The 12,070-nt window shown below is 44.8% G+C and carries 11 protein-coding genes; 3 read left to right on the plus strand and 8 right to left on the minus strand.

Features of this window, described 5'->3' with window-relative positions; translation table 11 throughout:
* Window positions 1-182 precede the first annotated feature (182 nt).
* The 4 genes from T426_RS0120935 to T426_RS0120955 all read right to left on the minus strand — a co-directional run bounded on the left by T426_RS0120935 (window position 183) and on the right by T426_RS0120955 (window position 5,028).
* A complete protein-coding gene (locus T426_RS0120935; protein WP_025863732.1) occupies window positions 183-1,571 on the minus strand; it encodes an aminopeptidase P family protein in 1,389 nt (462 codons plus the stop codon).
* 214 nt (window positions 1,572-1,785) lie between these two features.
* Entirely contained in the window at window positions 1,786-2,562 is a 777-nt protein-coding gene (locus T426_RS24650) for a uracil-DNA glycosylase (RefSeq protein ID WP_025863731.1), read from the minus strand.
* A 161-nt stretch (window positions 2,563-2,723) separates the two neighbouring features.
* Complete coding sequence (locus T426_RS24655; protein WP_081782377.1) at window positions 2,724-4,187, minus strand: DUF1080 domain-containing protein; 1,464 nt, start codon at window positions 4,185-4,187, stop codon at window positions 2,724-2,726.
* 133 nt (window positions 4,188-4,320) lie between these two features.
* Window positions 4,321-5,028, minus strand: a complete 708-nt coding sequence (locus tag T426_RS0120955) for a cytidylate kinase-like family protein (RefSeq protein WP_025863728.1) — start codon at window positions 5,026-5,028, stop codon at window positions 4,321-4,323.
* Window positions 5,029-5,250: 222 nt separating this feature from the next.
* Between T426_RS0120955 and T426_RS0120960 the strand changes: the two genes are divergently transcribed.
* Window positions 5,251-6,306, plus strand: coding sequence for a Gfo/Idh/MocA family oxidoreductase (locus T426_RS0120960; protein WP_025863727.1), 1,056 nt, complete (start codon window positions 5,251-5,253; stop codon window positions 6,304-6,306).
* A gap of 130 nt (window positions 6,307-6,436) precedes the next feature.
* On the opposite strand, the gene T426_RS0120965 is transcribed toward T426_RS0120960, so the two are convergent.
* The 4 genes from T426_RS0120965 to T426_RS0120980 form a co-directional block, all read right to left on the minus strand.
* Complete coding sequence (locus T426_RS0120965; RefSeq protein ID WP_025863726.1) at window positions 6,437-6,676, minus strand: hypothetical protein; 240 nt, start codon at window positions 6,674-6,676, stop codon at window positions 6,437-6,439.
* A gap of 36 nt (window positions 6,677-6,712) precedes the next feature.
* Window positions 6,713-8,005: a Gfo/Idh/MocA family protein gene (locus T426_RS0120970; RefSeq protein ID WP_027586245.1), complete on the minus strand. Its 1,293-nt coding sequence runs from the start codon at window positions 8,003-8,005 to the stop codon at window positions 6,713-6,715.
* Window positions 8,002-8,961 carry an FAD:protein FMN transferase gene (locus T426_RS0120975; protein WP_025863725.1) on the minus strand — a complete coding sequence of 320 codons (960 nt, stop codon included), beginning with the start codon at window positions 8,959-8,961 and terminating at the stop codon, window positions 8,002-8,004. Before T426_RS0120975 ends, T426_RS0120970 begins: the two co-directional genes overlap by 4 nt.
* Window positions 8,962-9,049: 88 nt before the next feature.
* Entirely contained in the window at window positions 9,050-10,390 is a 1,341-nt protein-coding gene (locus T426_RS0120980; protein ID WP_025863724.1) for a Gfo/Idh/MocA family protein, read from the minus strand.
* A gap of 272 nt (window positions 10,391-10,662) precedes the next feature.
* Between T426_RS0120980 and T426_RS26265 the strand changes: the two genes are divergently transcribed.
* Window positions 10,663-11,382: a flavin reductase gene (locus tag T426_RS26265; RefSeq protein WP_025863723.1), complete on the plus strand. Its 720-nt coding sequence runs from the start codon at window positions 10,663-10,665 to the stop codon at window positions 11,380-11,382.
* Window positions 11,383-11,415: 33 nt separating this feature from the next.
* Window positions 11,416-11,994, plus strand: coding sequence for a rubrerythrin (gene rbr, locus T426_RS0120990; RefSeq protein ID WP_025863722.1), 579 nt, complete (start codon window positions 11,416-11,418; stop codon window positions 11,992-11,994).
* Window positions 11,995-12,070 lie beyond the last annotated feature (76 nt).

Consider the following 12,070-nt stretch of genomic DNA (forward strand, 5'->3'; position numbering starts at 1 on the left):
AAACAGGACCTTTATCATTACAGGCTGCATTTAATATTTTTCGATTTGCAGCCTTAACTAATCGACAATACAAACACAATTCTCACTAAATTGTTGATTCATACATAATGCTGCCCTATCAACCAAAAAAAACAGCCGGCTTGAAAAACCGACTGTTTCGACATTGATGTCATCGTATTTTTTTAACCACGCATGGTTTCTTCCACTTCTTCGGGCGTGATGGGAAGACGTTTTCCGAGAACTCGGGCACCTTCGCTGGTTACCAACAAATCATCTTCCAGACGAATACCACCAAAATCGGCATATTCCATCACCTTATCGAAATTGATATACTCGGTATTGATGTAATCTTTTCTCCACTTTTCAATCAGGGCAGGAATGAAATAGATACCGGGCTCATTCGTCAACACGAAGCCTTCCTGCAAACGACGGCCCAAACGTAAACCGGCCGCTCCTAACTGTTCCATCGGGCGGGTTTCTTCATCGTATCCAACGTAAACCTGACCGTAATCTTCCATATCATGAACATCCAGGCCCATCATATGACCAAGACCGTGAGGCATAAACAAGGCGTGCGCTCCGTGACGAACAGCTTCATCGACATCGCCCTTTACCAGGCCCAGCTCTTTCAGGCCGGAGGTAATTACACGAGCTGCATTCAGGTGCACATCGAGGTACCGGACACCTGGTTTTACCATAGCAGTTGATTCGTTGTTGGCAGCCAAAACGATTTCGTAAATATCCTTCTGCTTTTGCGTGAATTTTCCACCTACCGGGACAGTACGGGTAAAGTCCGAAGCGTATCTCATCGACGTTTCAGCACCGGCATCAGTCAACATCAACTTGCCTTTTTTCAGCGTAAGCGAATGGTCATGATTATGCAGTGTTTCGCCGTGTTGCGACAAAATGATGGGGAACGAAATGCCACCGCCACCAGCAAGGGCAATACCTTCGATGATACCGGCAATTTTCTGTTCGCTTTCTCCTTCTTTGGCCATCTTCATAGCGGTTACGTGCATTTCGTAACCGGTAGCGCAGGCTTTTTCAATTTCGGCAATCTCATACTGATCTTTTACCGAACGCATATCGACAACATGCTTTATCAGCTCGAGCGATACATAATCGGGTAATTTGGCGGTATGTATACCTAACAGCTCCTTTAGCAGCAGCCGGTTATTGGCCCGGTATGGAGGAACAAAGTGTACTCTGCGGCCCTGCCACAAAGCTTTGTTCACGTAGGCATAGACTTCATTAAATGAATCGGTGCATTTAACACCCACTTCGGCAGCCTGTTCTTTCAGCGATGGTTGCGGCCCCATCCAGATGATGTCATCAATATCGACATCATTACCGAAAAGCATATCCGTTCCTTCGTCTACATCAATCACACCGAAAAGCCCGGGTTTGTTAATGCCGAAGAAATAGAGGAATGTACTGTCCTGCCTAAAATGATAAGTGTTGTCCGGATAATTCATGGGTGCATCCACGTTTCCGGGGAGCAAAACCAATCCTCCGCTCATCTTTTCGCGAAGACGATTTCTCCGCTCTATGTAAACCTCCTTTTTGAACATTTTATCTGATTTTTTATGGATAATTCGACTCATTGCAAGTTACTAAATATTCGCCGCCATGACAGGATTTTCAGGCAGTTTCCTGCAAGAAGGCTGCTAAATATCAATCATAACATTTTACATATTACAAGAGTTCAGAGAGATATCCCTTTCCATCGAAATTCACCTTATCAGGATGTTTTTCGGCATAAAGCAATGAAAAATGTATCTCGTTCTATTCAGAAAACAGTCTCGGTTGACTTACCTTTCTAACGGAATTGTCAAAACCGGTCCAGTCAATTTCATTCTTTAAAGCGGCAAAAGGATTGACCTTGCCAAATAGAAAGTCGCTGGTGCGGCCCGGTTTATCATAACACATCATGGGATGTTGCGTGTGATAAGCATATTTCAAATCAAGTCCGGAAACCGCCTTTTCTGCGTGATTTCCCCAAATGAACCAACTGGCTGATGGTTGTTCAGCTGCCAGAAATTTTAACAAACGCTCGGTGAAAGGCTGCCAGTAAGCGCTATGACTTCCCGGCTTTCCCACCTCACATGTAAAAGCCGTATTCAACAAGAGTACTCCCTGTTTTTCCCAATGTTTAAAAAGTTCTCCCGGAGGAAGAATCTGAAAGTCCTGGCCGATTTGTTCTTTCAACTCGTTGAACTTAACAACGTGACCATTGCAGGTTTTATACAGTAGCCTGAGAATATTCTTCAACGAAACATTCCGAAAAGGTTCTGACCATGATTTCAATGTGCCCACTTCAAATGCACGACCGGTGGCCACTCCTTCCTGCGGATACGGGTCCTGTCCCAGGATAATCACTTTCATTTCATTCAGCGGAAGCGTTAAAAACCGCAAGACTTTTTCGCGCGCAGGCGTATAGTGAGAAGATGAGATTTGCTCTTCAATATTTTCCAGTATGGTAATTATTTCATGATTCAGAAACGACTTCCATGAAGGATGAATCTCTCCCGGAAGATGAGCGATTAAATTGAGATTTTCCATGGATTCAAAAATAAGAAGAGAATAGTAAGTCTGCTACTTTACAAAACAATTTTGAGTGACAAAGAAAAGAGGGACTCCCGTCCCTCTTTTTCAGAAATGCAACCAATCTTTGCACATGTGATAAATTAATGAAAAAATACTCGTAGTTGACTGAAGTGCAGTTAACCCGTGATTTTTTCAGGTAATCCGTTTAATTGTACTTTTTTCTTCCCGGCTGGCCGGGGTACAAACATATCTTTGGGTGTTAAACCTACTGAATCTATTACTTGTAAACAATACTCCAACCGCCCTAACTCGTTGGCGACATTGTTCGTTCCGAAAGAAAACGTCAGACCGGATTGTTTCGCCCGTTTGATAAAGACTATGCTCGGAATCCGGTAACGCGCGTTGATTTCCAGAGCCACATCATTATCTTTCAACACCTTAATAACACGATCCATTCGTTCTGGTGTCCACAATTCATCATAACGTTTTGCCAGCACATCCGGTAAAAAAGTCGGATTAACGTAAATATCCACCGGCTCCTGACTCATAATGGATTCGATGCGACTGACCAACATTTCCATGAATTGCTGATCGTTATCGACAAATGTTTCTTCCGGAATCCAAAGCCGCATCCTTCGCCCTTTATCATCGGTCCAGGTCATGGCGTCGGTGAAAATGTAATCGAACTTTGCCACTGCTTCCGGTGAGAAAAGCTTTACCCACTCTCTTCCTTCGCACTGCATGGCTTTGAGCACCGGCTCATCTTTGATGCTTTCCAGGTATTCATTTAAAGTCTTGTCATCCGTTACCGGGAATTTCAATCCGCAGTTAGCTGCTACGCCATAATTGATGCCCAATTCGCGACCATGTCTGCGGAGTTCATCCATTGTCAAGCCGCCTTTCAGGTGCGAATGATAATCAATTACCGGAAATCCTTTTTGATTCAATAATGTGAGTTGTCGCGTAATATCATCTTCGTGTTCGGGTTCCGATGCTTTCGTTTCTTCTTTTTCCGCCAATGGCATCACCCGCACTTCATTGACATCAATTTCGCCATCCACCGAAGTTTTGTACAGCGCCAGTGTACCTTCCGAAAAAACCATATTGGCACACTGCTTATTCCGCATAGGCAAAATTGGCTCGTTGTACTCGGTCACCTTTTTACCATTTACACTGACGACAATGTGATGTCCTTCGACCTCAACAGCCAGTTTAAACCATTGGCCATCATTCGCTGTCCGGACAAAGTTGTTCCGAATATGACTCAAGCTCCCGGTTTTTTCCTGGTTTCCTATTCCATAATCGCTGTTATTAATGAAAACATGATATCCTGAGTGTTCCGGAATATCGGCATCCTCCGGAAAATGAATGCAAAAAATTCCTTCTGCCCCGGCGGTTGTTCTTACGTTTGCCTCGACTTTGAAATCTTTCAACAAAAATTTGCTGTGTATTCCGGAATTATTGTCAGCCAGCACAAAATGCTGGTCATCGTGCTGAACATCCTTCAACGTCCAGAATTTCTCAAAATTATTGGAATTCATCACAAGCCACTCCCCCGTCTTTGGTTTTTGCTGACAGGAAAGCGTTATTAAAACGATTAGGGAAAGTCCCAATCCCAAGGGGAATGAAAATCTTCTCATGGAGCCAAGCAGGTTTTGTTAGTTTCAGTGAAATGAGCAGCAAGTTAGTAAAAATGTTGATTTTCGCCGCATCAGAGACCACAAAAAAGGCACTGATTATTAGCGCCTCCGGTTAATTTGTTTTTTTCTAACTCTAAATAATCTGTCTGTTTTTAAGTACACTCACAATGGCATCGACAATGTGATCATCCAACATCGTAGAATAATTAAAAATCAGGTCAAAATCGGAATTATTTACCTTTCGTCCGGCAATATGCTCCACAAAAAGGTCACGCTGCCGATCGATTTCAATCACATAATCCCGGGCATCAGAGTGTGAGAGGCTGCTGATTTGCATGATTCGGTTCACCCGCCAATCGAGCGGAGCTTCCAGCCGGATGGCCAGCCGATCGGTGATTCCCTGGCTCAGAATTTCACCTCCCCTCCCAACGATGATTTGATGGCCGGCAATGGCAAACGAACGAATCACCGTTCCTACCGTTTCAATTACTTTCTGGTCGTCGGCATCATACACCTTTTCGGTAGAAAAAGCACTAGTCACCTCTTCTAGAGGCACTTTTCGCTCGCTCAGGAAAACGTTTTTTACATGATTTGGATCCATTTCCAATTCATTGGAAGCCTCCTCCAGAATTTCCTTGCTAATCCAGCGCCACTCAACGTCGGTTTTAGTTTCCGACAGATAGCTGTATCCCGTCAATATTTTCGACAGCTTAGTCGCAATACGTTTGGCAGAACATCCGCATTCGCGCGAAATCGTGATAACTGGTCCCGGAGATATGTGTCCTTCCAGTTTCTGCTGTCTGAAAACCTCTGAGTAATTGCTTAGAATATTTTGTACCATAATCGAAGTTTTTTACACCCTAGAATAAGACAGAAATCTGAAATCCGGGGATGGTTCGTGATGAATGATTACTTTGCTTAAAGTTATGGCTTGAGTAATCACCTATCAAGCGTTTATGCTCAATGACACAAATGTTCTACAATATGTTTAACTGAAACTTTTTCAAAACCAGCATTCTAAATCAGAAATCTTATCTTTGAATAACGGTAATATGTATTCTTTATGGAAAAAATAATTAAAACAGCACTGGCTTCTTTTGGCATGTCGGGTCAGGTTTTTCATGGACCGACAATCAAGGTTAATCCTCATTTCCAAATCACTAAAATACTGGAACGAACTAAAAATCTTTCGGCAAAAAATTATCCCGAAGCAACAATCGTTCGTTCATACGACGAGATTATCAACGATCCGGAAATTGAACTCGTCATCGTCAATACGCCCGATACCTACCATTACGAAATGACGATGAAAGCACTGGAAGCCGGGAAACATGTGGTGGTTGAAAAACCCTTCACCAAAACCACCGAAGAAGCTGCCCGGCTGATTCAATTGGCCAAAGAAAACAACCGGATACTAACAGTGTACCAGAACAGAAGGCTTGATAGTGATTTCCTTACCGTGAAAAGTCTTCTGGAAGCCGGCGCGCTGGGACGTTTAGTGGAGTTTGAATCGCATTTCGACCGTTACCGGAATTTTATCCGCGAGGGAAACTGGAAAGAGACAGGCGATGAACGAACCGGTGTGCTTTTCAACCTGGGGTCACACCTGGTCGACCAGATTCTGGTTCTTTTCGGCGATCCGAAAGCTGTTACCTGTCACCTGGCGGCTCACCGCGCCGGAGGTGAAGTTCCGGATTACTTCGATATCCGTTTACATTACGATGGGTTTAATGCCATTCTGAAAAGTTCCTACCTGGTTAAGGAACCGGGACCACGCATAATTCTGCACGGAACCGAAGGCTCTTTCCTGAAGTGGGGAATCGATCAACAGGAAGCTATGCTGACCGAAGGCCGTTTACCCGATGAGCCTGATTGGAATGAAGAACCGGAAGAGTGGTGGGGAACTTTGCATACAACCGTAAATGGCGTGGAATACAAAGGCAAGGTGAGAACCATTCCGGGTAACTTCAAGGTATTTTACGAAAACCTGTACGAAGCCGTCCGGCATGGAAAAGAATTGCTGGTGAAACCCGAAGAATCGAAAAAGGTGATCGAAGTATTGGAAGCTTGTATCGAAAGCAACCGTCAGCGCCGAACCATTGATTTCAATCCATCCTAAAGATAAAAAGGTAAGTGCTCCTTTTACGGAACTGCACTTACCTTCTGTTTTCCTCTTATGATGCAAGTGATCCGTTTCGGGCTTTTCGCAATGTTTCAATAAACGGATGATTCTAGAATAATATTTTCGGTCAGGCCATCTTTCGGATTAGTTTGAGGATTCCAAAAATAATCAGCCTGATGATGCCAATAAGGGCATATAGCACAAAACTGATGAGCAAAACGATGTGCAGTTGCGAATACAGTTCGCTCCACGAAGTATTGAATCTCGCGATACTGTAGACATTCATCAGAAATGCGATGATGAAACTGATTCCCCAGAAGATCAGTTCTTTTCTTCTTCGTTGCCGGGTTATAATCCAATCACTCACAGTTTCTTATTTTATTGGTTCTCGACTTCACTACTTTCAAACAAGTTCGGTATTCTTTTTCCAGGCATATTCTTCGGGCCATTCAATGATACGATTTTCCTGCATTGCTTGTAATCCCAACAATACTGCCACTGTCGCATTGTAGCCTTCGCGCAGCAATCCCGGATAAGGCCTGCCATTCCGAACCGCCAATACAAAACCCTCCATTTCCAGTAATGTATCATCATACTGGTAATCCTCCACCAGGTATTCTCCCTTGTATTGAACGGCCGTTTCGGGCACCCAACTAGCACCGCCGATGGGAATCGTCTCGAAAATATCCTTTTCCAGGTTATTTATCAACTGAAGGAAACCAGGCGCGGGGGGCGGATTTTCCGAATAAATCTTGCGAACCTCCGGCTCGATGGTTCCCAAATGTCCCATTATTTGCTCTTCCAGCCCGTATTTTCGATTACTGATCACCGAATCATATATGACCTTCACTCCTTTCGGATAATCGTAAACACAGGCAACATTGTCGTAAACTTCACGGCCATCTTTCCAGAAGCAGATGGAACCCGAGCCCATCACCCGCGTTGGCGTTTCTCCCAAAAACCAGTTCGCCACCTGGATTTGATGAGAAGCCAGCTCAGTCATCAATCCGGCAGAGTACTCGTCGTACATGCGCCAGTTGATTTTCCGTTCCAGTTCGGGGCGCCCTTTCGGAACCGGCCGGCGCCAATCGTTATTGCGATGCCAGTAAGCTCTGATTTGGGTTATCTGTCCTATCTCCCCGGATGCGGCCCGTTCGTAAGCCTTTAGGTAAGCCGGATTGAACATCCGTTGATGACCAATCTGCAAAATTTTACCCGTACGATTAGCGGTCAATGTCATGGCTTTGCTATCCTCCAGTGTCCGGGCCATCGATTTTTCACAAAATACATGAATGCCACTATTTAGAAAATCGATGGTAATGTGAGCATGTTCGTGAAGCGGTGTGGCAATGATAACTGCATCCAGCTTATCAGCCTCATCAAGCATTTTCCGGTAATCGTAAAATGCCTTGGCTTTGCCATTGGTTAGTTCAACGGCTCGCTGATAATGCGGTTCATAGTTATCGCAAACCGCTGCAATTTCAACATTCTCCAACTGCTGACAATTGAGCAGCAAAGCCCGACCACGGTCTCCAACGCCGACAAATCCAAGACGAACCCGGTCGGAAGCTCCATTTCCAGCCTGAGTTTCCCCGGCCATCGCTTTTAGCCATGGCATCGACGCTCCAAGCACAGCCGAGCTGCTGAGTAACGAAACGTCGCGGATGAATTGCCGTCGTGTCCGTTCGTCCTTCATAACGATTGGTTTGGTTTAGTTTGGTTATTACAAAGAAATTGTTTTTTCTGAATTGAGGCCCCTGAACTGAAAGTAACTACCACGACTTCATCGTATTCAAATTCATTCAAAACAACAGCATATTGTTCTGGTGAAAGTAACATGAAAGCAGTGGACAAAACTTCGCCGTCGAGCGGAGATTTACTTAAAACCGATACCGACTTACCTTCGCTGACCGGTTTTCCGGTTACCGGATGAATGACATGATGAAACTTCCGGCTCCACCCATCGTCCGCCAGCAACCTGTTGGAAGATGTAGTCAGCGAATGATTCTTCATATTGAACTCGTGAAGTATATCCCCCGGTTTCATTGGATTCCGGACAGACATGGGCCAGTATTCCCCGGAAGGATGCTTACCCAATGTTAAAATGGAGCTGTCCCCAAAATTAATGACAGCTTGTGTAACCTGATGAGCTATCAGAATCTCCCGGACTTTTGCGAGCGCATACCCCTTGCCATATGCTCCAAAATCAATTCCGGGTTTCCCCGAAAGGAAACGGATGCGTTGCCCAATCTCATCGTATTCCATCTGCTTCATACCGGATGAACGAAGACGTTCCGCTACTTCATTCTCTAAGGGTGTTTCTTTTTCACCTTTCCAAAGAGCTGATACTTCACCCATGTTAATATCGAAAATCCCCTGTGTTGTTGCATGATATTCACGACAGGTAAGAAATGCCTGCCAAAGTTCTTCTGAATCGATTTTAATCCATCGAGCATGGCGTTGTTGATTGATTTCCCATACCTGACCGTTTTCCCGGAATCGGCTGAAAAGTATCTCAATCCGCTCGACCTCATGATTGATTTCATGAAAAAGCATTTCACAAACTTGCGGCGATTGTCCAAGGATGAGCATATCGAGCCGGGTTCCCATCGCCGGGAACGAACGAATACATATTTCTCTTTCTGAATCCATTTTCAATTCACAAAAAAGTAGTCGTCCTACCGGACAACTACTTTACACTTACTCTATGCTATCATTGAAAAAAAAATGCTTGTGGTTTTCATATTTTGGGCTCCCACCCTTCCGCGTAGGTTCTGCCCCACATCGCCATCGCCTCTTTATCGTTCAGGATATGGCCATCTTCTTCGTCGCAGGTAAGCGGGCGTTTCATCTTCCAGGCAATGTTGGCCAGGTGACACAGCAGAACTGATTTATGCGCTTCATCAATTGGGGAATGCTGCTCGACATGCTTTCCGCGAACCGTGTCGAGGAAGTTATTGATATGATTTAACGTCATCATATCACCGGTTCCTACTGTATCGGAAGTACTTGAGGTTTGCCCGGTTTTGTGTTCCCGGATTTTATGACCACTCAAATCATATACTTCATATCCAGAGCGATCGATGATAACCGAGCCTTTCGTTCCGAAAATAACGGAACCCCGATCGCGGCCATACAATTTCGCAGCATTGCAACTCTGCCCTTCCCAGGTAATTGTTTTGTTGCCCTTAAATTCGTAGTGATTGAGTAACGTATCGTAAAACTGCCAGTCATCGTCTTTATCAAAATAGCGACCGCCGGTGGCTTTTACATGTTTGGGAAAATCGACCTGCAAAGCCCAGCGACATACATCCAGCTCATGCGTTCCATTATTGCACGTTTCGCCGGTTCCCCAATTCCAGAACCAATGCCAGTTATACGGATGGTAATTATCGTGATACGCTACCCGTGGTGCCGGTCCCTGCCAAAGTTCCCAATCAAGATAATCCGGAACCGGAACAGTTTTTCCCACACCGATGGTTCCACGCTTGTTGTTGTAAAAAGCTTTTCCCAGGTACACCTCGCCAATCAAACCATTGTGGATATCCCGAATCACCTCGATGGTCTCGGGAGCCGATCGCTGTTGGTTCCCCATCTGAATTACCTTCCCATATTTGGTCTGAAATTTCTTCAGCAACTCCCCTTCTTTCGGATTGTGCGAACAGGGTTTTTCTACATACACGTGCTTTCCGGCCTCCATCGCCATCCATGAAGCGGGCGCATGCCAATGATCGGGTGTCGCGATAAATACCGCATCAATCGATTTATCCTCCAGCAAACGCCGAATGTCTCGTTCACCTTTGGGAGCATTTCCTGTCGCTTTTTTGATGTTATTAATGGTTTTGTCGACTACTCGTGCATCGACATCGCAAATATGCGTCACAACTGCTCCTGCCGCTTTCCCAAATTCGCCGGCCAGGTAATCACCCCGACTTCGCGTTCCGATACCGGCCACGTTAATTTGGTCGTTCGCGCCAATAATGCGACTGTAACTCTTAGCTGTCATTCCAATTCCGCCAATGGTGATGCCGGCTGCACTCACCGACGATTTCTTCAGGAAAGTTCGTCTGTTCTCCTTCATAATGGTTAGTTGGTTTGGATGTGTTCTCGTACCGTGTGCGATACCGACACGAATATAAGGAAAAATTCAGCGTGCTAGCGTGTTGAAAAGCATAAACATAAGCCGGTTATCCTTCATTCTTTGTCCCTGAAATTTTGATGATACAACTTATCTAACCTTCAAAATATCTCTATAAGATGGATAATGATTAACGATAAATCAGTTCCTCAATTCCTGTTAATTTACTCTCATTATCGCTAAATTAGTGGCTTATTTACCCAAAACAGCAACCCATGAACATCAACGCATTCTTCAAGGTAAGCTACGGGCTATACCTCATTTCTACTAAATCAGGAGATAAACTGGGTGGCTACGTAGCCAATACCGCATTCCAGGTAACGGCTAAACCGGCACGATTTGCCATCAGTTGTAACCGCGATAACCTTACTGCTGAGTTAATCCGCGAAAGCGGCATCTTTGCTTTCTCCGTTTTACGGGAAGATGCTTCGCCCGAGCTCATTGGTAATTTTGGTTACAAAAGCGGTCGTGACATTGATAAGTTCGAAGCGGTGAATTATATCACGGCAAAAAGTGGCGCCCCTATCGTCACTGATTCTTCGGTGGCCTGGTTTGATTGTAAAGTGACAGAAACGCACGAAATCGGTACACATATTCTCTTTATTGGAGAGGTGCTCGATTTCGACGTAATTGATGAAGATGCTAATCCGTTGACCTATGCTTATTACCACGAAGTAAGGAAAGGTTTGTCACCGAAGAATGCTCCAACCTATATTGAGAAAGAAAAGCTCGAAGAAGAAAAAACAGAACAACCAGCAGAAAAAGCTTCCTCCGAGAACGAAACCTGGACCTGCCAGATTTGTCACTACAACTACGATCCCGAAACGGGTGACCCGATTACCGGCATTCCACCAGGAACAACGTTCGAAGATCTGCCGGATGATTGGGTTTGTCCGCTTTGCGGAGCCACAAAAGACATGTTCGAGAAGGATTAGTCATACCAAAATAAACCAAAAATCAATTTACACATGGAAAAAAGTATCAAAGGTTCGAAGACTGAACAGAACCTGCTGAAAGCTTTTGCAGGAGAATCGCAAGCGCGAAACCGCTACGATATGTATGCGAAAATCGCCAAGAAAGAAGGCTATGAGCAAATCGCCGCCATCTTTCAGGAGACGGCAATGAACGAAATTGCACATGCCAAACGGTTTTTCCGTTTTCTTGAGGGAGGGATGGTCGAAATCACTGCGTCATACCCTGCCGGAGTAGAAGGCACGACCGCCGAAAACCTCCTGGCTGCCGCCGAAGGTGAAAATGAAGAGTGGACCGATTTGTATCCTGAATTTGCAAAAATAGCGGAAGAAGAGGGATTTAAGGCTGTAGCAATTGCCTTCCGGAAAATTGCGGAAGTAGAAGCCGAACACGAAAAACGCTATCTGAAATTGCTCGAAAATCTGGAAAACGATTCAGTCTTTAAAAAAGAGAAAAAGGTTCGTTGGAAATGCCGAAACTGCGGTTATGTGCACGAAGGAGAGAAAGCGCTGGAACGTTGTCCCGCCTGTTTACATCCGAAATCTTACTTTGAAGAGGAAAACGATAACTACTAAATCGAAATTTCCTGAAAATCGTCCAAGGCCCTTTATTTAGGGCCTTTTTTTTTTTAATCTAAAAAACATTGGAATG

It is taken from the genome of Prolixibacter bellariivorans ATCC BAA-1284 (genome assembly GCF_000621705.1).
GTDB lineage: Bacteria > Bacteroidota > Bacteroidia > Bacteroidales > Prolixibacteraceae > Prolixibacter > Prolixibacter bellariivorans.

What these genes read in the sequence shown, in the direction of transcription:
- T426_RS26265 (WP_025863723.1), top strand. Translation starts at nt 10,663, where the DNA reads ATGAACATCAACGCATTCTTCAAGGTAAGCTACGGGCTATACCTCATT.
- T426_RS0120970 (WP_027586245.1), bottom strand. Translation starts at nt 8,005, where the DNA reads ATGAAGGACGAACGGACACGACGGCAATTCATCCGCGACGTTTCGTTA.
- T426_RS0120960 (WP_025863727.1), top strand. Translation starts at nt 5,251, where the DNA reads ATGGAAAAAATAATTAAAACAGCACTGGCTTCTTTTGGCATGTCGGGT.
- rbr (WP_025863722.1), top strand. Translation starts at nt 11,416, where the DNA reads ATGGAAAAAAGTATCAAAGGTTCGAAGACTGAACAGAACCTGCTGAAA.
- T426_RS0120980 (WP_025863724.1), bottom strand. Translation starts at nt 10,390, where the DNA reads ATGAAGGAGAACAGACGAACTTTCCTGAAGAAATCGTCGGTGAGTGCA.
- T426_RS0120955 (WP_025863728.1), bottom strand. Translation starts at nt 5,028, where the DNA reads ATGGTACAAAATATTCTAAGCAATTACTCAGAGGTTTTCAGACAGCAG.
- T426_RS24650 (WP_025863731.1), bottom strand. Translation starts at nt 2,562, where the DNA reads ATGGAAAATCTCAATTTAATCGCTCATCTTCCGGGAGAGATTCATCCT.
- T426_RS24655 (WP_081782377.1), bottom strand. Translation starts at nt 4,187, where the DNA reads ATGAGAAGATTTTCATTCCCCTTGGGATTGGGACTTTCCCTAATCGTT.
- T426_RS0120935 (WP_025863732.1), bottom strand. Translation starts at nt 1,571, where the DNA reads ATGTTCAAAAAGGAGGTTTACATAGAGCGGAGAAATCGTCTTCGCGAA.
- T426_RS0120975 (WP_025863725.1), bottom strand. Translation starts at nt 8,961, where the DNA reads ATGGATTCAGAAAGAGAAATATGTATTCGTTCGTTCCCGGCGATGGGA.